The following is a 25,318-nucleotide window of genomic DNA, read 5'->3' on the forward strand; positions in this document are numbered from 1 at the left end:
CTCCAGCAGGTTCGATGATTATCAACCTCGCGCTTGGATTTATGCCAGTGGCGAATCGTTAGATTTTGTCTCTGTTGTATTAACGGCACATGCGCTCTGACGCGCGCTGCGATGCCGACTATTGCATCGTACGGAATCGGCAACAATCGGGTCGCTTGTTATACTTGCGCGCACTTTTTCCTGGACCGCGATGAAACGAACGACGCGATGGATCGGCCTCGTATGGCTGGCGCTCGTACTGAACGTACTGTCGCCCGTCATCGGCTATGCGCGTCTCGCATCGAGCGGCTCCGGCGAGCTCACGCTCGAATTGTGCAGTGCAGCGGGCGCCCGCCAGGTCGTGCTCGCGCAGGCGGGCGGCAATCACGATACGTCGTCGTTCGACCATGCCGGCATGGCGCACTGCGTGTACTGCCCCGGCTTCGCGGCGAACGTGGCGCTCGGGTCGAGCCCGCCCGCGCTGCCGGGCTTCGTGCGGACGTTCGCCTATCGCGCGGCCGCCCCCGTCGTTCCCGATTGTCCCCGCAAGGGCATCCGTCTCGCGCAGCCCCGCGCCCCGCCTGAAAACGCTCCGATCTGATTGATGTCGTCCGCGCGCCCCCGGTGGCGCGCGTGCCGCCCGCGGCCAGGCCGCGTGCCGCGCCGTCCGTGCGCGGCACGCGCGCTCGTGTCCGGCGGCGTCCGATCACGTTTTCAGGAATTCGCACATGTCCTCCCCCTTCGCCGCGCGGCCGTCGCGCGGCCGGCTCGCGCTCGCATGCGCGGCCGCTTTTGCCTGGCCTGCCGCCCATGCGACGTCAACGGACGATGCACGCGGCGCGACCGCGCACGGTGGTGTCGAGCGTCCCGCCGATGCTGTCGCGCCCGCTTCGGCTGTCGCAACCGTGCCGGCCGGCGACACGCTGAGCGCCGTCAGCGTGACCGCGCAGCGGCAACCGGTCGATCCGGATACGCCGGCCGTCGTCACATCGATCACGCGCGAGCAGATCGAATCGCATACCAACGTCACGACCGAAGACGCGCTGAAATACGCGCCGAACCTGATGGTCCGCAAGCGCTATATCGGCGACCGCAACAGCGTATTCGCCGGCCGCGACTTCAACGAACTGCAGAGCGCACGCGGGCTCGTGTATGCGGACGGTGTGCTGCTGTCGAACCTGCTCGGCTCGAGCTACGCGTACCCGCCACGCTGGTCGCTGATTCCGCCCGACGACATCGCGCGCGTCGACGTGCTCTATGGCCCTTTTTCCGCGCTGTATCCGGGTAACTCGATCGGCTCGACCGTGCTGCTGACGACGCGTCGCCCGGACAAACTCGAGGCGTCGCTGTCGACCCAGTTCTTCACGCAGCGCTATCACGACGGCTACGGAGTGGCAGACAGCTTCGGCGGCAATCACCAGACCGCGCGGATCGCGAACCGCGTCGGCCGGTTCTGGTTCGCGCTGTCGCTCGACCGGCTCGAGAACAACGGTCAGCCGATGCAGTATGCGAGCCCCAATTCGGCGTACAACCCGAAGCTCGGCGCCGCCGTGCCCGTGACGGGCGCCGCGACCGACATCGGGCCCAACGGAAAGCCGCGGACGATCGTCGGTGCGCAGTCGATCGAGCGGACCGAGCAGCTCAACGAAACGGTCCGGATGGGCTATGCGTTCACCGACCACGTCGATGCGACGCTCACGCTCGGGCATTGGGAGAACCATTACCGGCAGCACGGCGAAACCTTCCTGCGCGATGCGGCCGGCAATCCGGTCTACGGCGGCAACGTGTCGATCGGCGGTCAGAACATGACCGTCGCGCCGAACGCATTCGCGCCGCAGCGCGGCGACCAGGAGAACTGGCTGTACGCGCTCGGCCTGAACGGCCGGCTCGATTCCGGCTGGCGCCTGTCGGGCGTCGTGTCCGCGTACGACGTGTCGCGCGACGTGCAGCGCTCGGCGTCAACCGTGCAGGGCGGTGCAGGCACGCAGTTCCAGGGCGACGGCACCGGCTGGCGCACGCTCGACCTGAAGGCCGAGGCGCCGGAAGTGAAGGGCCATACGTTCACGTTCGGTTACCACTACGACAACTACTTCCTGCGCAACGTCACGTACAACACGGCCGACTGGCTGGCCGGGCCGACCACGTCGCTGTCGAGCGTCTATCGCGGCGACACGCGCACGCAGGCGCTGTTCGGCCAGGACGCGTGGCGCTTCGCGCCGGGCTGGCTCGCGACGCTGGGGCTGCGTTACGAGCGCTGGGATGCGTACGGCGGCGCGCTCGGCAATGCCACGGGCACGCTCGGCTATGCGGACCGCAGCGCGAATGCGCTGTCGCCGAAGGTCGCGCTGCAATGGGATGCGACCGACGTCTGGCGCTTCCGGCTGTCGTTCGCGACCGGCACGCGTTTCCCGACGGTCGGCGAACTGTTCCAGGGCACGATCTCGAACAACGCGATCGTCAACAACAACCCGAACCTGCGGCCCGAAAAGGCAATCGACTGGGACTTCACGGCCGAACGCGACGTGGGTGTCGGCGTCGTGCGTGCCAGCGTGTTCCAGAGCGATCTGCGCGATTCGATCTACAGCCAGACGACGGTGTCGGGCGCGACGACGGTGACCAACATCTCGAACGTCGATCGCGTGCGCGTGCGCGGCGTCGAACTCGCGTTCAGCGGCGAGAACGTCGGTTTGAAGGGGCTCGCGATCGACGCGAACGTGTCGGCGAGCAACGCACAGATCCTCGCCGATGCCGCGAATCCAGCGTATGTCGGTTCGCGCTTTCCGCGGATTCCGCGCATGCGTGCAAACCTGCTCGCGTCGTATCGCTTCGACGAGCACTGGCTTGCGAGCGTTGGCGTGCGCTATTCGGGCCGCCAGTTCAACACGCTCGACAACAGCGACGTGAACCCGGACGTCTACGGCGGCACGAGCTCGTTCACGATCGTCGACCTGAAGGCGCGCTACCGCTTCGACCGTCACTGGACCGCGTCGGTCGGCATCGACAACCTGGCGGACCGCCGTTACTACGTGTTCCACCCGTATCCGGGCCGTACTTTCTATGGAGAACTGAAATGGTCGCTGTGAGATCGCTCGCGGCAGGCGGCGCGCTGTGGTTCGCGTTGCTGTCGTCCGCCGGTGCGCACGATGCGCATGACGTGCCGAAGGCGGTCGACCCGCACGCCGCGCACATGAGCATGCAGGCCGCGCCCGCGCAGCAGAAGCAGCCGCTCGCGACCGGCGCCGCGTTCGACGCGCATCACCGGCTGTGGGTCGCGTGGGTCGAGGACGCGCACGTCGTCGTCGCGCATTCCGACGACGCGGGCCGCACGCTGTCCGCGCCAGTGACCGTCAACGCGATGCCGGAGCCGATCTACACGAGCGCCGAGAATCGCCCGAAGATCGCGACGAGTCCGGACGGTCGCGCGGTGTACGTGTCGTGGTCGATGCCGCTCGATGCGCCGTACACCGGCATGGTGCGCTTCGCGCGATCGCTCGACGGCGGCGCGACGTGGAGCGTGCCCGTGACCGTGCATCGCGACCGGCAGGCGATCACGCACCGCTTCGACATGATGGCCGTCGATCCGGCCGGCAACATCGCGATCGCATGGATCGACAAGCGCGATCTCGTGGCGGCGAAAGCGGCGGGGCAGGCGTACGAAGGCGCGGCTGTCTACTACGCGGTATCGCGCGACGGCGGCGCATCGTTCGAAGCCGAACGCAAGGTGACCGACCACACGTGCGAATGCTGTCGCATCGCGATGGCGATCGATCCGGCCGGACGGATCGAGGCCGCGTGGCGCAACGTGTTTCCGGGGCAGATCCGCGATCATGCGCTTGCCGTATTGCCCGTCGAGGCGTCGGAGCCGGTCGTGCCGGTGCGCGCGACGTTCTCGAACTGGCACGTCGAGGCGTGCCCCGAGCACGGACCGGCGCTGGCGATCACGCCGGACGGCACGCGCCATCTCGCCTGGTTCGGCGTCGTCGACGGCCGGGCCGACGTGTTCTATTCGCGCATCGGCGCCGACGGCGAGCCGCGCGGCACGCCGTGGGCATTCGGCGCGAATCCCGCGGTGCCCGGCGAGCAGGTGTCGCATGCGGCGCTCGTCGCGCGCGGCGACGTCGTCTGGCTCGCCTGGAAGGCGTTCGACGGCGACACGATGCAGATCAAGCTGCGCCGGTCGGACGATCGCGGCGAGCACTGGTCGGCGCCGCGCGTGATCGCGTCGACGTCGGGCGCGAGCGACAACCCGCAATTGCTCGACGATGCGGGCCGCCTCTATCTGTCGTGGCGCACGCGTAACGACGGTTATCGGCTGATCGCGGTGGAGGGGGCGAAATGAAGCGGCTGATTGCGTTGCTGGGCATCGTACTCACGAGCGTGCCGGCGTGGGCCGGCGGCGAACTGCAGCCGCTGCGCGCGGCCGACGTCGCGCGCCTGTATGCGACCGCGCACGAGCGGCCGCTGGCGGTCGAGATCTGGTCGCTCGATTGCGGATACTGTCGCGAGAACGCCGCGCACCTGGTCGCGTGGCAGCGCCGTCATCCGGACGTGCAGCTCGCGATGGTCGCGATGGATGCATACGACGACAACGGTGCGGCGATCTCGCAGGCGCTCGCGCAGATGAACTTGCCGCCGCAGGTCGCGCAGTACGCGAACGCGGAGCCGATGCCCGAGCGTCTGCGGGCGGCGCTCGATGCGGGATGGAGAGGGGAGATGCCGCGCACCGTGTGGATCGGGCGCGATGGCGCACGCGAAGCGCGCAGCGGATTGCTGACGGCCGACGTGCTCGACGGCTGGTTGCAGCGCGCCAAGCGCTGAACCGGCCAGCGGCGCGCGGCGCGCGGCGAGCGGCGAGCGGCGAGCGGGCCGCGCGCCGGCCTGATACGAAAACGCGCCCGAAGGCGCGTGGAGAGAATCGTCAGGCCGCTCGCTTGAATAGCCGGATCACGAACAGCAGGATCACCGCGCCGACGACCGCGACGATCACCGAACCGATGAAGCCGCTGCCGACGCTGATGCCGAGCAGCCCGGCGAGCCAGCCGCCGATCACTGCGCCGACGATACCGACGATGATGTCGACGATCAGCCCGAAGCCGCCGCCCTTGACGAGCAAGCCGGCAAGCCAGCCGGCAATCGCGCCGATGATGAGCCACATAATCAAGCCATGAGCCATGGTTGTCCTCTCCTTGAGTTGTGTCGAATGACCGGACGTCGGCAGCGTTGCCGCAAGCTGAATGAAGGCGGCAACGCGACCTGCCGCGCCGCCCACGCAATGTAACGCGATAGACGGGTCGGAATCGTTAAGTAATGTTATGCACCCTTAACCGGATTTTCCAGGGAATTCGTCTGCATACGGGGAGGCTCGTGCGTGGACGATGCGTGATGAAATGAATATGTAATAAATGACCGCCGGTGAAGCCGGTCGGCCAGGGGCGTCATCGTTCGTGCGTCGATGCCTGCGTGCCCGTGTCGGGCAATCCGTCGCTTGCGTCGGCGATCAGCCGGGCGACGGTCGCGGGTTCGCCGATCGCCTCGATCGACAGCAGTGCGAAGCGGGCGAGAAAGAGCGATGCGTCCGCTTCACCGATCCGCGTCATCGTGCGGCACAGGTCGGTGTAGAGGGTGTCGCGTTCGGTATCCGTCATCATGCGGTCTCCTGAGGATCGGTTGACGCGCACGGATGGAGTGCGCGTTCGAGCGCGGCGGCCACGTCGCCGGCGCAAGCGTCGTGCCAGCGGCCGAGGACGTGACCGTCCGGACGCACGAGATAGACGGTGCCGTCGCGCGCGCCATACATGTCGAACAGCCGGCCGTCGTCGTCGTGGCCGCCGCAGGCCGGTTGCCGCGGAGCCGCATGCCGTGCGAGCGTGACGAGCGCGAACGGTATCCGCGCAGCGTGCAGGCGCCGTTCGAGATCGGCGAGTGCCGGACCGGGCACGCCGTCGGACGTGAAGCAGAACGCGGTAAAGCGCGGCGCGACGAGATCGGTCAGGTGGCCGCGACGCATGTCGCTGCCGTGCGCCGAGTACAGCACCAGCGGGCATTCGGCGAGCACCGTGCCGGGCGCGGGGCCGGCGGCAAACGTATCGCGTTCGGCTGCGTTGAGCGACGACGTCGCATAGGCGATGGCCGTCGTCTGGCGCGGATTGATCAGCGAACGCAGCGCCGGATGCCCGACCGCGAGTGACAGCACGGCCTTGCGCATCAGTTCGAACGCAAACGACGGCGGCGCCATGAACTCGGTGCTCTTCGTGCCGTAGCGGAGATTCTCGTGCGTCGCGAACACGCGTTCGTCCGAATAGCTGTCGAGCAACGTGTCCGATGCGAGCCCGCGAGTCACGTACGCGAGTTTCCATGCAAGGTTGTCGGCATCGTCGATACCCGAATTCGCGCCGCGCACGCCGAAGATCGGTACGAGATGCGCGGCATCGCCGCAGAACAGCACGCGGCCGTGCCGGTAGCGTTCGAGCGTCAGCGCGTTCGCCTTGTAGATCGTGATCCAGATCGGCGACCAGTCGCCGCGCTCGCCCATCATGTCGAGCAGGTTCTGCACGCGCGGGATCACGTTCTCCGGTTTCACAGCCGCTTCGGGATCCTCATCGTCGCGCAACTGGTAGTCGATTCGCCACACGTTGTCGGGCTGCTTGTGGACGAGCACCGTCGAACCCGGGTTCGACGACGGATCGAAGTACGCGAGCCGTTCGGTCGGCCGGTCGCTGTCGAGCGCGATGTCGACGATCACGTAGCGGCCCTCGTAGCTCGTGCCCTGGAGCGACAGGCCGAGCGCGTCGCGCATCGTGCTGCGTCCGCCGTCGCACGCAACGACCCAGTCGGCGTCGAGCGCATAGCCACCGAGCGGCGTGTCGACCTGCAGGCGCACGCCGTCCGGCTGCCGGATCACCCCGGTGACCTTCGCCTGCCAGCGAATCTCGATGAGTTCGGCGCGGCGCAGCGCGGCGTCGAGCAGGAATTGCTCGATGTGATACTGCGCGAGATTGATCATCGGCGGCAGCTTCTGGTTGTGGTCCTGCGGCATCGTGAAGTGCAGCACTTCGTCGCGACGGTAGAAGCTGCGTCCGCCGGTCCACGGCAACCCGGTGCGCAGGAAGTCATCGAGCGCGCCGAGCCGCTCGATGATCTCGAGGCTGCGCCGCGAGATGCAGATGGCGCGGCTGCCGTGGCAGACCGCGTCGTCGGCCTCGATCAGCACGCTGCGGATGCCGTGGTTCGCGAGGCCGAGCGCGACGGCCAGGCCGACAGGGCCGCCGCCGACGATCGCCACGCGATGCCGGTGCGTATCGATACCGTCGTTGCAGGCCGGCAGATGCGCGGGATGGCGCGCGGCGACGAACGGGTAGGGCTTGAAGTCGAGATCCATCGTTGGCTTCCAGGGGAGGGCGGTTCGACGTGCACGCGGGCCGCGGCAACGCGTGCAGGCAGTCGAAGCAGTATGGAAGCCGGGCGGACATCCGCTGTCCCCATTCCGGGTACGGCAAGCCGACCGGGATTTACCCCGATTCGGTCATTACCGGCCGGTTCGGTTCAGGGCTGCAGGCAGAGCGCGAACAACTGGCGCTGGCTCGAGATGCCCAGGCGCCGGTACGCGCGTTTCTGGTACGTGACGACGCTCGACGTCTTCACGCCGATCGTCTCGCCGATCTCGTGCGCGGTCTGGCCTTCGAGTACGCCGCGCAGCACGTCGAGTTCGCGCTTGGACAGCGCCGGGCATGCGCTGCGTAGCCGCGCGAGCATCAGTTGCGGGATACCGATCTGCGCCGCACCGGCGAGCGCGTAGTGATGCTTCGCGGCCTGCGCGATCAGCGGCGCGAGCGCTTCGATCTCCGCGATCTCACGCGGCTGGAACGCGCCGCTGCGATGTGCGCGGTACAGGTTGATCGACAGCCAGCTCGCATCGTTGGGCTGCATCAGCAGTGACAGACGGTCGGACACGTCGGGGCCGCGATAGCAAGCCGCGCGATACGCTTCATGATCGATCTCGTCGCCGGCCTGCTGGTGCAGCAGCAAATCGTGGCGGCGCGAGCCGCGATGCGCGCTCGATACGATCTTCTGGTTGCCGTCGAGCGCGTAGAAGTGTCGCGCGTAGGTGTCGGCGACGTCGCGCAGGTAACGGCCGCCGCGATGGTCGGCGACGGATAGCGTGCGCGGGCGGTTGCCGAACTCGTACGCGAAGATCGTGCATTGCGTGACCGACAGCGCATCGTCGAACAGCCTCAGCACTTCGGCCGCGAATGCGTTCGGCTCGCTGCCGCCGATCGCGGCGACGAGGCGCGTCGCACGCGATACATCCAGTTGCCCGGTGAGGTTCGGTCGCTCGAGACGCCAGGTGCGCATGATGCTCGGAAAGGGCAGGGTGATCCGAAGATTGTAATCGGCGGGATGCGGCGCGGGAGTCGGGTGATGCCCGCAAGCGGAGCGGGTGCGGACAAAAGGGCAGCGCACGATTCGGCGCCCGGAATGAGAAAAGGGCTGACAAGCATGCTTGTCAGCCCTTTATAACTTGGTGCCGGAGATAGGAGTCGAACCTACGACCTTCGCATTACGAATGCGCTGCTCTACCAACTGAGCTACACCGGCATCAGAGAAACGAAATTATAAGGTGAAATCTGAAACCTTAGCAATAGGTTTTGCGAATTTTTTTCAGCTTGCTGCTGCTGTTTCGCGAAACTCATCGACTCGGCAAACTTCCCGCTTCGTTTCACTGCGATGTGACCCGTTGGGGTCACATCGAGAGGCGCGATTGTACTAACGTCACGCGATACTGTCTAGTGCTGCAGTGCAAATTTATTGCTTTTCTAGATGGTAGCCCGTCACGCGCTCGACTTCGTTCTTCGAACCGAGGAACACCGGGACGCGCTGGTGCAGGCCCGTCGGCTGCACTTCCATGATGCGCTGCGTGCCATTCGTCGCGGCACCGCCCGCCTGTTCGACGATGAACGACATCGGGTTCGCTTCGTACATCAGGCGCAGCTTGCCCGGACGATCGGGCGTGCGCTTGTCGGCCGGGTACATGAAGATGCCGCCGCGGTTCAGGATCCGATGCACGTCGGCGACCATCGATGCGATCCAGCGCATGTTGAAGTTGTCGCCGCGCGGGCCGTCCTTGCCGGCGTTCAGTTCGTCGACATAGCGCTTGACCGGGTCGTACCAGTGGCGTGCGTTCGATGCATTGATCGCGTATTCGCGCGTGTCGGCCGGGATCTGCATGTTGCTCTGCGTGAGCACCCACGAGCCGACTTCGCGGTCGAGCGTGAAGCAGTTCACGCCGTTGCCGGTCGTCAGCACGAACACCGTTTGCGGGCCGTACACGGCGTAGCCGGCGGCGACCTGTTCCGTGCCGGGCTGCAGGAACGATTCCTCGGTGGCCTGCTTGCCGTCCGGGCAGCGCAGCACCGAGAAGATCGTGCCGATCGATACGTTCACGTCGATGTTCGACGAGCCGTCGAGCGGATCGAACACGAGCAGGTATTCGCCGCGCGGGTAGTTCGCCGGGATCGGGAAGAACGTTTCCATTTCTTCCGACGCCATCGCGGCGAGGTTGCCGCCCCATTCGTTCGCGTCGAGCAGGATCTCGTTCGACAGGATGTCGAGCTTCTTCTGCACTTCGCCCTGGACGTTCTCGCTGCCGGCGGTGCCGAGCGCCTCGCCGAGCGCGCCCTTCGACACGTTGTAGCTGATCGCCTTGCATGCGCGGGCGACGACTTCGATCAGCAGGCGCAGGTCGGCGGGGAGGTTGTTGGTCTCACGTTGCTGTTCGATCAGGAACTTCGACAGCGTGGTGCGGCGGGCAATGGACATGACAGACTCCGAAAGGCCAAAGAATCCTTGAATGGTCGCAATTTTACCCGCCGCGCCTCTCGCGCCGCCGGCTTTTTTCGTCCGGTTACATGGCCGGGCGGCCGAACCGGCCTGGTCTCCGGTGGCGGGGGCGGGCGAGATGCGCTTTGCCGCGGCGGCAGGCGGCGCGGTCGGGCCCCGCGATTGCGCCCGGTTCACGCGGTGCTCACACAATAAAAAAGCCGGTGCCGCGATTGGCGGCACCGGCTGTCTCGCGCGGGCGCGATGCGGGCGATGGCGTTACGCGAGCGCCTTCTCGACGATCTCGCGCACGTCGCGCGATTTCGCACCGGCGGCGACCTGCTCGAGGGCTTCGCGCATCCGGTCGCGCAGCGCCGGCGTGAAGCGGCGCCACAGTTCGAGCGAGCGGGCGAGGCGCGCCGCGACCTGCGGGTTGATCGCGTCGAGCGCGAGCACCTGTTCGGCCCAGAACGCATAACCCGAGCCGTCCGCCGCGTGGAATTGCGCGGGGTTGGCCGCGCAGAAGCTGAAGATCAGCGAACGCGCGCGGTTCGGGTTCTTCAGATTGAACGCGGGGTGCGCGAACAGCTTGCGAACCTTTGCGAGCGTCGGCTGCGCAGCCGTGCCGCGTTGCGCGGCCTGCATCGCGAACCACTTGTCGATCACGAGCGCTTCCTTCTCGAAGCGGCGGTAGAAGTCGTCGAGCGCGTGCTCGGCCGGTTCGTTCGCGCCGGCCGCCGCGGCGGATAGCAGTGCGCCGAGGGCAGCCGCGCGATCGGTCATGTTGTTCGCCGCGTCGTATTGCGCGGTCGCGAGGCGCACGGCATCGGCCGGGTTCTCGAGCTCGGCGAGATACGCGAGCGCGAGGTTCTTCAGCGCGCGGTGGCCGGACGCCTCCGGCGTCGGCTCGTAGGCGCCGGGCGTCTGGTGCTGTTCGTAGGCGGCGAGCCAGTCGGCGCGCAGCGCGGTGGCGAGCTGACGGCGCACGAACTGGCGCGCGCGATGCACGGCGGCCGGATCGGCTTCCGCCATCTGGTCGGCGAGGTAGGTTTCCGACGGCAGCGTCAGCGCGAGTTCGCGGAACGCCGGCGACAGCGTCGCGTCGGTCAGCACGCGGCGGAATGCGGCAACGAAGTTCTCGCCGAGCGTGAGCGGCTCGTTCGCGGCGGCGCGCGCGGCGAGCGTCAGCAGCGCGCGCGTCGCGAGGCGCTGGCCGGCTTCCCAGCGGTTGAACGGATCGCTGTCGTGCGCGAGCAGGAATGCGAGGTCGTCGTCGCTGTAGTCGTACTCGACGATCACCGGCGACGAGAAGTTGCGCAGCAGCGACGGCAGCGGTTGTTCCGGCACGTCGACGAACGTGAAGGTCTGCTCGGTGTCGGTGAAGTCGAGCACGCGCGTCGTGCCTGCGGCGGCGGCTTCGCCGTCGAGACGCAGCGGCAGGTCGCGGCCGTTGCGGCCGATCAGGCCGATCGCGAACGGAATCAGCAGCGGCCCTTGCTGCGTTTCGCGCGCGGCCGGCGACGCGTCGCCGTAACCCTGCGCGAGCGTGACCGTATAGCGGCGCGCGGCCGCGTCGTACGCGGTGCGCACCGACACGCGCGGCGTGCCGGCCTGGCTGTACCAGCGCTCGAACTGCGCGAGGTCGCGCCCGTTCGCGTCGGCCATCGCGTGACGGAAGTCGTCGCAGGTCACGGCGTGCCCGTCGTGGCGCTTGAAGTACAGGTCCATCCCCTTGCGGAAACCGTCACGGCCGAACAGCGTCTGGTACATCCGCACGACTTCCGAACCTTTCTCGTAGACGGTCATCGTGTAGAAGTTGTTGATCTCGACGTAGCTCTCCGGGCGCACCGGGTGCGCCATCGGGCCCGCATCCTCGGCGAACTGCAGCTGGCGCAGCACGCGCACGTCCTCGATGCGCTTGACCGCGCGGGCCGCCGATTCGATGTCGTCGCCCGCGGCCATGTCGGCCGAGAATTCCTGGCCGCGGAACACCGTCAGGCCTTCCTTCAGGCTCAGCTGGAACCAGTCGCGGCAGGTCACGCGGTTGCCGGTCCAGTTGTGGAAGTACTCGTGGCCGACCACCGATTCGATGTTCGCGAAGTCGGTGTCGGTCGCGGTCTCGGGGTTCGCCAGCACGTACTTCGTGTTGAAGATGTTGAGCCCCTTGTTTTCCATCGCCCCCATGTTGAAGTCGCCGACCGCGACGATCATGAAGCGGTCGAGATCGAGCTCGAGGCCGAAGCGCTTCTCGTCCCAGCGGATCGAGTGGATCAGCGAATCCATCGCATGACGCGTCTTGTCGAGATCGGCCGGCTCGACCCACACCTGCAGCAGCTTTTCCTTGCCGGAGCCGGTCGTGATCTTTTCCTCGATCGCGACGAGCTTGCCCGCGACCAGCGCGAACAGGTAGCTCGGCTTGCGGAACGGGTCTTCCCACTTCGCGAAGTGGCGGCCGTCGGGCAGGTCGCCGGAATCGACGAGGTTGCCGTTCGACAGCAGCACCGGGTAGGCGGCCTTGTCGGCGCGCAGCGTCACCGTGTACGACGCCATCACGTCCGGGCGGTCGAGGAAGTAGGTGATGCGGCGGAAACCCTCGGCTTCGCACTGCGTGAAGAAGTTGCCGCTCGACACATAGAGGCCCGACAGCGTCGTATTCTGGTCGGGTGCGCAGGCGCTTTCGAGCGTCAGCTCGAATGCATCGGGGACGTTCTCGACGGTCAGCCCGTGTTCGTGCGCACGCACGGCGTCATGCGGCGCGCCATCCAGCCATGCGCCGAGGAATTCGAGCGCTTCGCCCATCAGCTCCAGGTGCGGCGCGGGCGCGGCGTCCGGATTGCGGCGCACGCGCATCGTATTCCTGACGATCGTACGGGCCGGCGCGAGATCGAATTCGAGCGCGACGGAATCGATGAGGAAGGCCGGCGGCGTGTAGTCGGCGCGGCGGATCACGGTGGAGGAGGCGTTGTCGGACATGGTCGTCGAGATCGGTGGAATGGGGGACGCGCCCGTGGCACGGGCCGGGCGAACCGGGCCATTGTACAAAGGCTTGCGGCCGCGTGCCGGGCGAACTTTTTACCGGTTTCGGGAGTCCGCGTATTATCGGCATCCCGTTGCGGTTCGCGCGGTGCGACGAACGGGTGACGGATCGAAGAGGATCAACATGAAACGCGAATGGATTCAACGCGGTGCGGGCTGGGCGGCGGTGCTGTGCGTGGCGCTGCTGACCGGCTGCACCAGCTACGTGACGACCCAGGTCACGGCCTTCTCCGACTGGAGCGGCAGCGACGCGACACGCACCTATGCGTTCACGCGCACCGATGCGCAGAAGCACAGCATCGAGCAGTCGACCTACGAACCGATCGTGGCGAACGAGCTGTCCACGTATGCGTTCCGGCAGGCGCCGGCCGCGCAGGCCCGCTATCTCGTCGGACTGACGTACGGGGTCGGCAGCGATCTCGTGACGGTGCCGCAGCCGGTCTACTACGACCCGTGGTTCGCCGGCCCGGGGCCGTACTGGCGGGGCGGGCCGTGGGGGCCTTGGGGACCGTGGGGCCCCTGGGGGCCGATGCCGGCCGGCTATGTCGCGCAGACCTATCAGGTGTTCGACTACACGCTCGGCATCCGAATCACCGAGCGCGCGACGGGCAAGGAGGTCTACAACGTGACCGCGCGCACGACCGGCGACAACGGCGCGCTGCTGTATGCCATGCCGTTCCTCGCGCGCAGCGCGCTCGCCGATTTCCCGCTGGCGAACGGCGCGGTCCGCACGGTGCGGCTGCCGGTCGACAAGCGCGGCGGCCCGGCGGCGCCGGCTGCCAACGAGCGAGCGGTGCCTGCGGCGCCCGCTTCAGGCGCAGCCGCCGCGAAGTAGCGCGGCGTCAGTCCCGGCGCGGCCGTCCGGCCGCGCCCGCCATCTTCCTTCCCGTCAGACCCCGATGCCCAGCAGCGCGAGCGCGCCGAGCACGACGAACAGCACGGCCGCAATCCCGTGCACGAGCTTCGTCGGCAGGCGGTGAGCGAAGCGGTCGCCGAGCAGGATCGCCGGCACGTTCGCGAGCATCATCCCGAACGTCGTGCCGGCCACGACACCGATGTAGTCCTGGAAGCGCGCGGCCAGCGCGACGGTCGCGATCTGCGTCTTGTCGCCCATTTCCGCGAGGAAGAACGCGACGAGGGTCGCACCGAACACGCCGAGCCGCGATCGGTTGGCATTGGCTTCGTCGGCATCGAGCTTGTCCGGCACGAGGATCCACAACCCCATCGCGATGAACGAGAACGCGAGCGCCCAGCGCATGATCGACGGCGTGACGAGCGCGCCGAGCCATTCGCCGAGCGCGCCGGCAAAACCGTGGTTCACGAGCGTCGCGACGAGCACGCCAAGAATGATCGGCATCGGCTTGCGATAGCGCGCGGCCAGTACGAGGGAAAGCAGTTGGGTCTTGTCGCCGATTTCAGCGAGCGCGACGGCGCCGGTGGAGATCAGGAAGGCTTGGGACACGGATGGGGTTCCACGGGCCGGTGTTGTGCGTGCGAGCGACGATCCACGGCGCGCCGGGCCCTGATGCGGCGCACTGTGAACCATCGGTCTCGCCAGGCCAACGTGGCTGCGCCCGCCATGGCCATACGGCCAAGTCTGTTGACGGACGCCTCCGTCACGATGCGCGCCGGGGGCGCGGGACATCGAGCGGAGCGGCTACTCCCCAATGAGCGGCGAATTCTAGCACGGCGCGTTGCGCGCGGGAAAGCGATCGGGCGGCGCGGCGCCCGGAGTCGGGGCGGGATCGGGATACGGCAATCCTCGGCGGCCCGGCACGCGCGGCGGCGAATGCCCGCGCGTGCCCGCGTGTGCCGGGACGAGCCCCCGGGCAGGCCGTTACGCGGCAGGGCGGCGTGCCGCGCCGCGCTCGTGGACGAGTTTGCCGGCCGCATAGGTGCGGTACACCGCGCGGTCGTCGCCGAGCAGCGCGAACGCGAACAGCAGCTCCTCGAGCGAATCCGCGCGCTTCGTGCGGCGCGCGAGCAGCGGCGTGGCCTGCGGATCGAGCACGACGAAGTCGGCTTCGGTACGCGGCGCGAGCGTGCCGACCGTATCGGCGAGGTCGAGTGCCTGAGCGGCGCCGGCCGTCGCGAGCCAGAACATCCGCGTCGCGGTCAGGTGGTGGCCCGACAGCCGCGCGACCTTGTGCGCTTCGTTCATCGTCTGCAGCATCGAGAACGACGTGCCGCCGCCGACGTCGGTCGCGAGCGTGACGGGCACGTCGTATTCGCCGGCCTTGTCGAAATCGAACAGCCCGCTGCCGAGGAAGAAGTTCGACGTCGGGCAGTGCGCGACGACGGTGCGCGTCTCGGCCATCCGGCGGCGGTCCTCGTCGTCGAGGTGGATGCAGTGGCCGTACACGGCGCGCGGACGCAGCAGCCCGTAGCGGTCGTAGATGTCGAGATAGCTGCGATGGCCGGGGAACAGCTCGGCCACCCATTTCACCTCGTCGACGTTTTCCGCGACGTGGCTCTGCACGAACACGTCCGGATGGCGGCGCGCGAGTTCGCTGCACGCCTCGAGCTGTGCTTCCGTCGACGTCGGCGCGAAGCGCGGCGTGAGCGCGTACATCTGGCGGCCCTTGCCATGCCAGCGGCCGATCAGCTCGGCGCTGTCGTCATAACCCGATTGCGCGGTATCGCGCAGGAATTCGGGGCAGTTGCGGTCCATCAGCACCTTGCCTGCGATCATCCGCAGGTCGCGCGCGTCGCTCGCCGCGAACAGCGCATCGGCCGACTGCTTGTGCACGGTGCAGTAGACGAGCGCGCTCGTCGTACCGCACGCGAGCAGTTCGTCGACGAAGAAGTCGGCGACTTCGCGTGCGTGCTCGGGATCGCCGAACTGGCGCTCGGTCGGGAACGTGTACTTGTCCAGCCACGGCAGCAGGCCCGGTGCCGGCGACGCGATCATGTCCGTCTGCGGATAGTGGATGTGCGTGTCGATGAAGCCGGGCACGATCAGCTTGTCGCGCAGGTCATGGACGATCGCGTCGCGCGCGAGCGTCGCGGCGAGCTGCGCGTACGGGCCGGCCGCGACGACCTTGCCGTCGTCGACGATCAGGAGGCCGTCGGTCTCGTAGTTCGCGGCCTGGCTCGATTGCGCCGGGTCGCCGTTGAAGGTCAGCAGCTGGGAACGAAAAGCGGTTTGCGTCATGACGAATGGTCCTGCATCAAGGTAAGGCGAACAGAAGAAAACGAGCGACGCCGCACGAGGGCGGGATGGCGCCTGGCGAGCGGGTGCGGCACGCTGCGTGCCGCACGACCGGATGCGATGGCGCGGGCGAACGTGGCGGCCGAAGCCGCCAGCGAGTGGTTGCCGGCGGACCTCGCAGCCATTGCGCTCGCGACCGGTGCGGCGGCGAACGAAACGGCAAACCGCGCCGGCAGGCATGAGCGCGCGGCGGCGAACGGTGCCGTCGCCGCGCAGGCACGCGCGCGACCGCTTCGGCACGAGGCCGAACCGGTGGTCGCGAAGCGGATGCCGTTGCCGTGTTTCATCTGTCTAGCGTTCCTCGATGCCGGCCGTCACGCGGCGTGCCAGTACGCGTCGAGGCGCGCGAACAGCGCGTCGCGCTGCGCCGGTTCGATGAACGACGCCTCGAAGCCGTTGCGGATCACCGCATGGACTTCGGCATCCGTGAGCTGCAGCCCTTCGGCCGTCGCGAAGTAGTTTTCGTTGACGTAGCCGCCGAAATAGGCCGGATCGTCGGAGTTGATCGTCACGGCGACGCCGCGATCGAGCAGCGCCTTCAGCGTGTGCTTCGCCATGTCGTCGAACACGCACAGCTTGAGATTCGACAGCGGGCAGACGGTGAGCGCCGTGCGCGTTTTCGCGAGGCGCTCGACGAGTGCCGCGTCCTCGATGCTGCGCACGCCGTGGTCGATCCGGTCGACCTTCAGCACGTCGAGCGCTTCGTAGATGTATGCGGGCGGGCCTTCCTCGCCTGCGTGCGCGACGAGCTTCAGCCCGAGCGCACGTGCCTTCTCGAACACGCGCGCGAACTTGGTCGGCGGATGGCCGAGCTCGGACGAGTCGAGGCCCACGCCGATCAGGCGATGGCGATAGCGCTCGAACAGCGGCAGCGCGGATTCGAACGTCGCGAGCGCGTCCTCTTCGGACAGGTGGCGCAGGAAGCAGAGAATCAGCTTGCTCGACAGCCCGCGTTGTTCGGCATCGGCGAGTGCGCGCTCGATGCCCGCGACCACCGTCTCGATCGGCACGCCACGCTCGGTGTGCGTCTGCGGATCGAAGAACAGTTCGGTATGGACGACGTTGTCGGCGAGCGCGCGTTCGCAGTACGCGGCCGTCATGTCGTAGAAATCCTGCTCGGTCAGCAGCACGCTCGCGCCGGCGTAATAGATGTCGAGGAACGATTGCAGGTCGGTGAACGCGTACGCGGCGCGCAGCGCGTCGATCGAGTCGTACGCGAGCTTCACGCCGTTGCGCTGCGCGAGCGCAAAAATCAGTTCGGGCTCGAGCGAGCCTTCGATATGGATGTGCAGCTCCGCTTTCGGCGCGCGGGCAATCTTGTCCTTGAATGTCGGGGTCATGGCGTCGTTCTTGGTCGGTCAGTAGGTGGGGGAAGCCTGCGCGGACGCATTCGCGTTTGCCTCGACGGCCTGCAGCAATTGCGCAGCCACCGAGATCGCGATGACTTCGGGCGCCTTGTCGATGATGCCTTCGACACCGATCGGGCAGCGCATCCGCTCGACCTGGGCCGGGTCGATGCCGATGGCTGCGAGGCGATGATCGAACTGCACGCGTTTCGCGTGCGAACCGGTCATCCCGAAGTACGCATAGTCGCCGCGCCGCAGGATGCGCTCGGCCAGCACGAAATCGAGTGCGTGGTCGTGCGTCATCACGACGAAGTAGGACTGCGGCGGTGCTGCGTCGACCGCGTCGGCCGGGGCGGCGGCCGCCTCGATCGCGAGGTTGCCGATGCCGGCGAGCACGTCGGCCGGCGGGAACACCGCATCGGGCCCGTCGATCCAGCGCACGTGGCACGGCAGCGTCGCCAGTATCTTCACGAGCGCGGTGCCGATGTGCCCGGCGCCGAACAGCACGACGGGGAACGCATACGGCGCGATCGTTTCGGTCATCAGCGACACGCCGCCGGTTTCCCACAGCAGGCAGTCGGCACGCGCGGCTTCCGATTCGGGCTCGCTCAACAGCGGCGCGCCCGGCGAGGGGCCGAATGATACGCTACGCACGGTCGCGGCGCCGGCCGCGACACGCTTCGCGAGCGACATGATCCAGCCGAGATCGCCGACGTCGAGCCGCTCGAACGCGAGCACCACGGCGCCGCCGCAGCACTGGCCGAGGCTCGGGCCGAGCGCGAGCCGTTCGAGCCGGCGCGCGTGCGGCACGTGCGCGCCATCCTTCAGCAGGTGCCGTGCGATTTCGATCGCCTTCCATTCCAGATGTCCGCCGCCGATCGTGTGGCGAGCCGTGTCGCGCGTGACGAGCATCTTGGTGCCGGCTTCGCGCGGCGCGGAGCCGTCGGTGTGCGCGACCGTCACGAGCACGGCCGCTTCGCCATGCGCGAGCAGTTGCTGCAGATCGCCGAGCCAGGCTTCCATCAGCACGCTCCGTTCGGGACGACGCGGCACGACACGCGGCGCGGGCTGGCGGGCGTGGTGGCAACGATGACGGACGGGAGCGGGGCGGGCCGGCCGCACGGCCGATGCGGTGCGGCGGCAGCGCGCGGACGGCGCGCGCGGACGGCACCGCCGGATGGGCGGACGCCATGAGGGTGACGGATGCGGATGGTGTGCGTTGTCATGATGAATCCAGTCGACATTGCGGATCGGGCGCGCGTTACGCAGGGGTGGTGAGACCGCCTGGCCTCGCGCACGTAGATCGCCATCCAGTCCCGAAGATAGCACCGCAAGGCGACGGGAACATCGCGGGGCGGTGATCCGGGCTATCAGGAGGCGATCATGTCGATCATAGGCCCGCCGCGCGGGATCGGGGCGCCGACGCATGCACGTCGGGCCGAAACGCACGCGTGGCGGGGCTGGGCGCGGAAGTCGCGCGATGCGCGTTCGCCCGGATTGCCGGGCGGCGGCGGAGTAGGTGTTTACGCGGGGCCGGCCAAGCGGGGCTGCCTAGGCAGGGCCGCCCGGGCGCGGCTGCTCGGGTGCGGCCCGCCGGGTTGGGCCGGCGAGTGCTCCCGGGCCGGGCGGTCACCGGTCGGCGGTGTGCGGCCCGGGCGAGCGGGCCGCGCGCCGGCCGGTGCGAAACCGGCCGGTCAGGCCACGAGCTTGCGGCGATGGCGCCAGAGGCTCGCGACGACGGCGATCAGGATCGCGGCGAAGCCGATCAGCGACCAGCCGGGCAGCAGGATGCCGAAGATCGGCGGATAGACGGTCTCGCACAGCCCGGCGACCTTGAACATGCCGGGGAACCACTGCGCGGGCGGCAGGCTGTCGACGATCGGCTGCAGCGTGTCGAAGCCGCAGCTGAAGCCCGGATTCATCTGGATCGACAGATGCCGGGCGGCCGTGCCGACACCGCCGGCCGCGGCGATCGCGATCAGCAGCTCGAGCACCCAGACGCCGCGCCAGTTGCGGATCCCGGCGGCCAGGAACGCGAAGATTCCGATCGCGCAGAAGAAGTAGCGCTGGATGATGCACAGCGGGCACGGATCTTCGTTCTTCACGTACTGCAGGTAAAGCGCACCGGCCAGCAGGGCGATGCACACCCATCCGAGCAGCATCAGCAGGCGGCGTTCGCGGCGGATGGCGAGCGTGTAGTCGTTCATGTCGGCGGGGTTCCTCGTGGGTCGGTCCGGAAAACAATCGCGCGATTTTAGCGCGAACGGTCTGGCACGAAACTGACAGCGCGCGTGCGGCAACCTGCCGCACCGCGCGCGCTGTCCGCCGGCGGTCGATTGGCTGCGGTCAGCGGATCGTGTTCAGCACGGCCTCGACCGCCTGGCCGATCGCGAGCAGCGCGTCGTCGCGATGCGGTGCGGCCGCGAGCATCAGCCCGACCGGCGCGGCATCGCGCGGATGGCAGGGCAGCGACAGCGCGCACGCGTCGAGGAAGTTGAACGCGCTCGGGTTGCGCAGGATCAGCGCGTTGGTGCGCGTGAACGCGGCGTCGTCCGCTTCGAGTTCGGCGATGCGCGGCGGCACGACCGGCACCGTCGGCGAGACGAGCGCATCGAAGCGCGACCAGACCGTGTGCGCGGCTTCGTCGAGCATCGCCGTGCGCGCGGCGAGCAGGTCGAGATAGTCGGCCGCGCTCGCGGGTTCGCCCTTCAGGATCCGCGTGAGCACGCGCGGGTCGTACTGGTCGCGGTGCTTGTCGAGCAGCGGGCGATGCCACGCATAGGCCTCGATCGGCGAGAAGCCGAAGCGGTTGATGTCCGGCAACCGGTCGAGCGCCGGGAAGCGTACTTCCGTGACGATCGCGCCGGCGGCTTCGAGATGCTTGAGCGCGGCGTCGAGCGCGGCTGCGACGTCGGCATCGACGCCATCGGTCACGTAGTTCGTCAGCACGCCGAGCCGCACGCCTTCGAGCGGCCGGGCGGCCGGCACGTGCGGTTCGAGGCCCGCGAGCATCCGGTCGACGAGCGCGCAGCAGGCGACCGTCAGGCCGATCGGGCCGAACGAGTCGAGCGTCGTCGACAGCGGCACGCCGCCTTGCGTCGGGATCCGGCTCGCGGTCGGCTTGAAGCCCGTCAGCCCGCACAGCGCGGCCGGAATGCGGATCGAGCCGCCCGTATCGGTGCCGAGCGCGACCGCGGCCATCCCGTCGGCGACCGATGCGGCCGCGCCGGACGACGAGCCGCCGGAAATCCGCGCGTCGCCCGGCACGTCGCGGTGGTACGGCGAGCGCGGATGGCCGAAGTGCGGATTCAGTCCGAGCCCCGAGAATGCGAACTCGCTCATGTTGGTGCGGCCGACCAGCACCGCGCCCGCCCGCTTGAGCCGCGCGACGGCGACCGCATCGGTTTGTGCGGCCGGTGCGCCGTCGAGCACGCGCGAACCGGCGCGCGTCACCTGGCCGGCAACGTCGAACAGGTCCTTGACCGACACGGGAATGCCCGCGAGCGGCGACAGCACGGTGCCCGCGGCGCGCAGCCGGTCGTGCGCGTCGGCGGCTGCGCGCGCGTTGTCGGCATCGACTTCGGTGAAGACGACCGCGCCCTGGCCCGACGGATCGGCGATCCGGTCGAGCGCGGTGTCGACGAGCGCGCGGCTCGTGGTCCGGCCGGCGGCGAGGTCGGCGGCGAGCTGGGCGAGCGGGGGGAAGGGCGTGAAAGTGGTCATGGCGGCTCAGGGACGAAGATGTTGAAGAAGCGTGGAGCGGAACGAATCGATATGGCTTTCGACGGCTTCACGCGCGCCGGCGGCGTCGCGCGCGGACAGCCGATCGAACAGTTCGCGATGCTCGTGCTGGACGTCGGCGAGATGGTGAGGTTCGGACAGCGTGACGAACCAGAAGCGCAGCGAGCGCTCGTGCAGCGCGCGCAGGATCTCGGCGAGGACCGCATTGCGCGCAGCCGCGGCGATCGCCTGGTGGAACGCGCGGTCGAGTTCCATCATGCCCTCGACGTCGTGCGTGTCGACGCAGGCCTGTCCGTCGTCGAGCAGCGCGGCCAGGCGGGCGAGATCGTCGGGCGTGGCATGGCGCGCGGCGAGTTCCGCGCAGTGCGCCTCGTTGATGCGCCGCACGTCGATCACCGCGACGATGTCGTCGAGCGACAGCGGCTGCACCATCAATCCCTTGCGCGGCATCACGGACAGCAGCCCTTCGAGCACGAGCCGATGGACGGCCTGATGCACCGGCGTGCGGCCGATCCCGGTGCGCGCGACGAGGTCGGCTTCGTTGAGGGCGGCGCCGGGCTTCAGGCGCATCGTGATGATGTCGCGCTGGATCAGCGCGTACGCGCGGTCGGCGAGGCTGGCCGCCGGTGCGGCGGGCCGGTCGCGGGTGACGTCGGTCAGGGCATTCATGCGGGAGGCGGCGCGGTGGCCGGGCGGGGCGCGATCATGGCGCGGGAGACCGGGAAGCGTGAGCGATGTCTGGATATTATTGTGATATATCACTGGTGTCCAGTACCGACCACACGGCATTGGCGTCACGCGCACGTGAACGGGGACGCGCCCCGGCGCGGTTTGCCGCCAACTTGCAACAATATCGACAGGATGTTGCAGGTTTGCCGCTCGATCGTGCGCTGAAGCATAATGAATCCTCGTTTATCCATACGCGTGAGCGACGTACCAGACCATCGTCATGAACGAAAACACGCCTTCCCCGGCCGGTCTGCCCGGCACCTCCTCCGTTTCTTCCGATTCTCCTCGTACCGATCCGGCGAAAGCGCCCGATGCGCCGGCCGCCCAGGCCGCCGCGCAGCACGTCGCTGCGGACGGCGCGTCGCCGGTGACGGCTGCGTCCGAGCCGGGTGCGCCCGGTGCCAAGGGTGCCGCCATCGATGGCGCTGCCGCTGCCGTGCCGCCGAAGCATGGCACGCCACCGCCGGGGTTCGGTGCACAACCCGACTTCGACACGCCGCGCCCGCCGCCCGCGAGCGCGCAGAATGCGCCGCCGGCCTATCTGAAGCAGAGCGACACGCCGTGGTCGGTGTTCGGCCGGATCGTGGCGGCGCGTGCGCGCCGGCTGTTCGACCGTGCCGGTCAGCGCATCACGCAGCGCACGCTGCGCATCGGCGTGTCCGCGCGGATCTTCCATCCGGAACCGGGTGCGAAGGGGCTGCGCGGCAAGACGCTGCAGTATCTCGAGGAATCGATCGCCCACTGGGTGATGTCGCGCGACGTGCTCGTGTTCATGATTCCGACCGTCGGCCACCAGGGCATGATTCACCCGAGCAACATCCGCCTGCGCGATTACGCGAAGCATCTCGACGGCCTGCTGCTGCAGGGTGGCGCGGACGTATCCCCGCAAACCTACGCCGCATCCGACGCTCGCCCTGAATGGCCGGGCGATCGCGTGCGCGACATGTACGAACTCGAGCTGCTGCACGAGTTCGTCGAATCCGGCAAACCCGTCCTCGGTGTGTGCCGCGGCTGCCAGTTGATCAACGTCGCGTTCGGCGGCTCGCTGTACCAGGACATCGCCACCGATGTGCCGACCGCGAATGCGCACGTGAGCGAGCATTACGACCAGCATCGTCACGCGATCCGCTTCCCGGATTCGTCGACGCTCGCGAGCATGTTCCCCGGGCGCAGCGAAGCGATCGTCAACTCGATCCACCATCAGGCGATTCGCGATCTCGGCCGCGATCTGAACATCGAGGCCGTGTCGGCCGGCGACGGGATCATCGAAGGCATTCGCCATCGGCGTTCGCCGTTCGTCGTCGGCGTGCAGTGGCACCCCGAGTTCCATCGGGCCGGCGGTTCGGAGCTGCTCGACTGCACGCCGCTGCTCGATGCGTTCCTGCGCGCGGCGCGTGAAACCCGCCTGTAGCAAGCGACATTCTCCGCGTCGCAAGAGGACCGGCCGCATCCCGATAAATTCGAGATGCGGCCGTTTCGTTTTGAACGATAATCGCGAGTCCCGATTCGTTCGCCGGAGTCTGACGTTGGCTTTCCGAAATTTTTCCCCTGCACGATGCGCAACGTGGATCGTTGCGCTGGCTGCCTGCGCACAAGCGGGCACGGCCTGGTCCGCCGATGCGACCGCGCCCGCCGCCGGCACGCGTCCGGCAGTCACGAGCCTGCGCGGTGACGTGGCGGCAACCAGCGTGGCTGAGACGGATACGTCCGCGCAAGGCAACGTCGCCGAGCTGACGCAGATGTTGCACGATGGCCGGATCGTCGAGATGCGTACGACCTACAACGGCAGCTACGGCGCGAGCCTGATGTTCGATCCGCGCGAGATGACGTACTACGTCGCGCTGTTCCAGGACAAGCACCTGTGGCGCGTGATCCGGTCGCAGGAGAAGAGCCGCGCGGAGATGGTGTATGCGAACTTCGTTCAGCAGACCGTACAACTTGCCGATATCGAGATCCGCCGAACCGAGCTGGAGGCGCAGAAGGCGTTTCTCGAGCGCGTGATTGCGCTGCAGGCGAATCGTGCGCAGCAGTTGCAGGCCGACCTGAGCGTTGCGCGCAGCCAGCAGGCCGAAGTTGCGCAGCGGCAGCGGTCGGCGCAGGAGCAGACACAGGCGCTGCAGGTCGAGAAGCGGGCCGCGCAGCTGCAGCTGCGTGATCTGCAGGAGCAGGTGCGACAGCTCGAGAAGCAGACCGAGACGGGGCTGCCCGCGCACAAGTAACGATTCGTCAGACGGACGCAGAGAGACGAGCAAAACCCGGCGAAGCGAGCTTCGCCGGGTTTTTTTATGACGCGGCCGTCAGCGCGTGAACGCGTCCGGCGTATCGGTCAGGCGGCGATGGGACAGTTGCGTCGTCCAGTCGAAATTGACTGGAGGGAGCGTGCGTTGCGCGGGCTGGCTGCGCAGCGCGCCTGCCATCGCAATCAGCCTGAGCGGATCGTCGAGCGTGCCGCGCGAATTGGCGACAGCGCGTGGCGCGGTTGCGACTCGATCGCGTGCCCGGGTGTCGACCGTGTTGCGCCGTATCGGCGGATGCGCAGCGAGCCGCGGCATGGTCGTGGGCCGGGCCGGTGTCGCCGTCGTGCGCTTACCGTTCGAACGAGGCAGCGATGCAGTGGTCGTGTGCGGCACGCTGGACGTTGCCCTCGGACGAAGCGACGCCGGACGACGCGTGACGGGGGGATAGGCCGGCGGCGATGCGGCCGTTGTCGCGACGGGCTCGGCCATCTTGTGCTGCGGTGGCGCGCTCGTCGACGGACGCGTCTGAACCGTGGCGATCCGCACGGTGTCGGACGACGACGTAGCGTGATCCGGTACGCCGCCTGCCGTTTGAATCGCGTAGGCAGGCGCGAACTCCACAGGCTGTTCATGTGCGGCAATCAGCCAGCCGATGATGCCGAGCGCGCCGATGCTCCAGCAGATCGCGTACCGTGCACGCCGGTCGCGAAAACCGCCGGCGGCATGGCGGGAGTGCCGATCCGCAGCGGCAGGCAGTACAACCGACGATCCGACGTGAGCCGGGGCCGACGCGGCGACGGGCAGCGGCTGCCAGTGGCACGTGCGGTGCGGTCGGTCTACGTCGATGCAGGTCGTCGTCAGTGTCGCGACGCAGTGCTTGCCGGGCTGCGCGCCGGGTGCGTCGCGAAAGATCCAGTCGCGGCCGAACGACGGCACGCGATCGAGCGGAGCGACGCGTGGGAGGGCGAGCACGCCTGCAACGGGGACGAGGTGCGATGGGGTCATAGGGCGGTGCGCCACGCGACACGGGCAACCGTGCCGGTGCGGCGCGGAACTGTCGTTGCAAATCGAGACATTGTGGTCAGCCGGCGAAGGCCGGTCGATCAGATCAATCCGATTTTTGCTTCCGTTTCGGGACGACTCGTACTAGGAGAACTCTGAGAAGGCAACGGCAGGGGCGACACAAGGCAAATGTCGGGTTGACGTGGCATGATGCGCGAACC

General features: G+C 68.0%; 22 protein-coding genes, 1 tRNA gene and 1 riboswitch. Of the genes, 7 read left to right on the forward strand and 16 right to left on the reverse strand.

Translation table 11 applies throughout. The features are described 5' to 3' along the window. Nucleotides 1–190: 190 nt before the first annotated feature. From ACN8ZM_RS05175 to ACN8ZM_RS05190, 4 genes are all read left to right on the forward strand, one after another. The gene (locus ACN8ZM_RS05175; RefSeq protein WP_420210706.1) at nt 191–580 is read left to right on the forward strand and encodes a DUF2946 domain-containing protein; all 390 of its coding nucleotides are present in this window, start codon (nt 191–193) and stop codon (nt 578–580) included. 127 nt (nt 581–707) lie between these two features. Next, the gene (locus tag ACN8ZM_RS05180; RefSeq protein WP_420210707.1) at nt 708–3,062 is read left to right on the forward strand and encodes a TonB-dependent receptor; all 2,355 of its coding nucleotides are present in this window, start codon (nt 708–710) and stop codon (nt 3,060–3,062) included. Continuing rightward, nucleotides 3,050–4,318 carry an exo-alpha-sialidase gene (locus ACN8ZM_RS05185; RefSeq protein ID WP_420210708.1) on the forward strand — a complete coding sequence of 423 codons (1,269 nt, stop codon included), beginning with the start codon at nt 3,050–3,052 and terminating at the stop codon, nt 4,316–4,318. Before ACN8ZM_RS05180 ends, ACN8ZM_RS05185 begins: the two co-directional genes overlap by 13 nt. Then, nucleotides 4,315–4,797, forward strand: coding sequence for a TlpA family protein disulfide reductase (locus tag ACN8ZM_RS05190; protein WP_420210709.1), 483 nt, complete (start codon nt 4,315–4,317; stop codon nt 4,795–4,797). The genes ACN8ZM_RS05185 and ACN8ZM_RS05190 overlap by 4 nt, the downstream gene beginning before the upstream one ends. A gap of 100 nt (nt 4,798–4,897) precedes the next feature. On the opposite strand, the gene ACN8ZM_RS05195 is transcribed toward ACN8ZM_RS05190, so the two are convergent. The 7 genes from ACN8ZM_RS05195 to pepN all read right to left on the reverse strand — a co-directional run bounded on the left by ACN8ZM_RS05195 (nt 4,898) and on the right by pepN (nt 12,768). Next, a complete protein-coding gene (locus ACN8ZM_RS05195; protein WP_043181796.1) occupies nt 4,898–5,152 on the reverse strand; it encodes a GlsB/YeaQ/YmgE family stress response membrane protein in 255 nt (84 codons plus the stop codon). A 262-nt stretch (nt 5,153–5,414) separates the two neighbouring features. After that, nucleotides 5,415–5,627: a hypothetical protein gene (locus ACN8ZM_RS05200; protein ID WP_420210710.1), complete on the reverse strand. Its 213-nt coding sequence runs from the start codon at nt 5,625–5,627 to the stop codon at nt 5,415–5,417. Next, nucleotides 5,624–7,357, reverse strand: coding sequence for an FAD-dependent oxidoreductase (locus tag ACN8ZM_RS05205; RefSeq protein ID WP_420210711.1), 1,734 nt, complete (start codon nt 7,355–7,357; stop codon nt 5,624–5,626). The genes ACN8ZM_RS05200 and ACN8ZM_RS05205 overlap by 4 nt, the downstream gene beginning before the upstream one ends. Nucleotides 7,358–7,521: 164 nt before the next feature. Further along, nucleotides 7,522–8,331: a helix-turn-helix transcriptional regulator gene (locus ACN8ZM_RS05210; protein ID WP_420210712.1), complete on the reverse strand. Its 810-nt coding sequence runs from the start codon at nt 8,329–8,331 to the stop codon at nt 7,522–7,524. A gap of 167 nt (nt 8,332–8,498) precedes the next feature. Next, nucleotides 8,499–8,574: transfer RNA gene (locus ACN8ZM_RS05215), tRNA-Thr, on the reverse strand. A 207-nt stretch (nt 8,575–8,781) separates the two neighbouring features. Continuing rightward, entirely contained in the window at nt 8,782–9,795 is a 1,014-nt protein-coding gene (locus ACN8ZM_RS05220; RefSeq protein ID WP_043181801.1) for a class 1 fructose-bisphosphatase, read from the reverse strand. Between the two features lie 279 nt (nt 9,796–10,074). Further along, nucleotides 10,075–12,768, reverse strand: coding sequence for an aminopeptidase N (gene pepN / locus ACN8ZM_RS05225; protein WP_420210713.1), 2,694 nt, complete (start codon nt 12,766–12,768; stop codon nt 10,075–10,077). 187 nt (nt 12,769–12,955) lie between these two features. Between pepN and ACN8ZM_RS05230 the strand changes: the two genes are divergently transcribed. Next, nucleotides 12,956–13,666, forward strand: coding sequence for a DUF4136 domain-containing protein (locus ACN8ZM_RS05230; RefSeq protein ID WP_043181804.1), 711 nt, complete (start codon nt 12,956–12,958; stop codon nt 13,664–13,666). 54 nt (nt 13,667–13,720) lie between these two features. Here the strand turns inward: ACN8ZM_RS05230 and ACN8ZM_RS05235 are convergent, their stop codons facing one another. The 8 genes from ACN8ZM_RS05235 to ACN8ZM_RS05270 all read right to left on the reverse strand — a co-directional run bounded on the left by ACN8ZM_RS05235 (nt 13,721) and on the right by ACN8ZM_RS05270 (nt 21,798). Then, nucleotides 13,721–14,293: a TMEM165/GDT1 family protein gene (locus ACN8ZM_RS05235; RefSeq protein ID WP_043181806.1), complete on the reverse strand. Its 573-nt coding sequence runs from the start codon at nt 14,291–14,293 to the stop codon at nt 13,721–13,723. Between the two features lie 78 nt (nt 14,294–14,371). After that, nucleotides 14,372–14,509: riboswitch (yybP-ykoY riboswitch) on the reverse strand. Nucleotides 14,510–14,668: 159 nt separating this feature from the next. Beyond that, nucleotides 14,669–15,985, reverse strand: coding sequence for a guanine deaminase (guaD, locus tag ACN8ZM_RS05240; RefSeq protein WP_175026327.1), 1,317 nt, complete (start codon nt 15,983–15,985; stop codon nt 14,669–14,671). After that, on the reverse strand, nt 15,982–16,329 hold the full coding sequence (locus ACN8ZM_RS05245) for a hypothetical protein (protein ID WP_420210714.1): 348 nt from the start codon (nt 16,327–16,329) through the stop codon (nt 15,982–15,984). The genes guaD and ACN8ZM_RS05245 overlap by 4 nt, the downstream gene beginning before the upstream one ends. A 27-nt stretch (nt 16,330–16,356) precedes the next feature. Next, the gene (locus ACN8ZM_RS05250) at nt 16,357–17,382 is read right to left on the reverse strand and encodes an adenosine deaminase (RefSeq protein ID WP_089450118.1); all 1,026 of its coding nucleotides are present in this window, start codon (nt 17,380–17,382) and stop codon (nt 16,357–16,359) included. 18 nt (nt 17,383–17,400) lie between these two features. After that, complete coding sequence (xdhC, locus tag ACN8ZM_RS05255; RefSeq protein ID WP_089450119.1) at nt 17,401–18,411, reverse strand: xanthine dehydrogenase accessory protein XdhC; 1,011 nt, start codon at nt 18,409–18,411, stop codon at nt 17,401–17,403. Nucleotides 18,412–19,082: 671 nt separating this feature from the next. Further along, nucleotides 19,083–19,595, reverse strand: coding sequence for a disulfide bond formation protein B (locus ACN8ZM_RS05260; RefSeq protein WP_043181818.1), 513 nt, complete (start codon nt 19,593–19,595; stop codon nt 19,083–19,085). 139 nt (nt 19,596–19,734) lie between these two features. Beyond that, on the reverse strand, nt 19,735–21,111 hold the full coding sequence (locus tag ACN8ZM_RS05265; protein WP_205821114.1) for an amidase: 1,377 nt from the start codon (nt 21,109–21,111) through the stop codon (nt 19,735–19,737). A gap of 6 nt (nt 21,112–21,117) precedes the next feature. Continuing rightward, nucleotides 21,118–21,798 carry a GntR family transcriptional regulator gene (locus tag ACN8ZM_RS05270; protein ID WP_205821113.1) on the reverse strand — a complete coding sequence of 227 codons (681 nt, stop codon included), beginning with the start codon at nt 21,796–21,798 and terminating at the stop codon, nt 21,118–21,120. Between the two features lie 280 nt (nt 21,799–22,078). Here ACN8ZM_RS05270 and ACN8ZM_RS05275 point away from each other — a divergent pair, with 280 nt between their 5' ends. Next, nucleotides 22,079–23,269 carry a gamma-glutamyl-gamma-aminobutyrate hydrolase family protein gene (locus tag ACN8ZM_RS05275; RefSeq protein ID WP_420210715.1) on the forward strand — a complete coding sequence of 397 codons (1,191 nt, stop codon included), beginning with the start codon at nt 22,079–22,081 and terminating at the stop codon, nt 23,267–23,269. A gap of 115 nt (nt 23,270–23,384) precedes the next feature. Continuing rightward, nucleotides 23,385–24,077, forward strand: a complete 693-nt coding sequence (locus ACN8ZM_RS05280; RefSeq protein WP_043181828.1) for a DUF2968 domain-containing protein — start codon at nt 23,385–23,387, stop codon at nt 24,075–24,077. Between the two features lie 78 nt (nt 24,078–24,155). Here the strand turns inward: ACN8ZM_RS05280 and ACN8ZM_RS05285 are convergent, their stop codons facing one another. Beyond that, the gene (locus ACN8ZM_RS05285) at nt 24,156–25,100 is read right to left on the reverse strand and encodes a hypothetical protein (protein WP_420210716.1); all 945 of its coding nucleotides are present in this window, start codon (nt 25,098–25,100) and stop codon (nt 24,156–24,158) included. Nucleotides 25,101–25,318 lie beyond the last annotated feature (218 nt).

This window comes from Burkholderia aenigmatica, assembly GCF_048627025.1.
Taxonomy (GTDB): Bacteria; Pseudomonadota; Gammaproteobacteria; order Burkholderiales; family Burkholderiaceae; genus Burkholderia; species Burkholderia aenigmatica.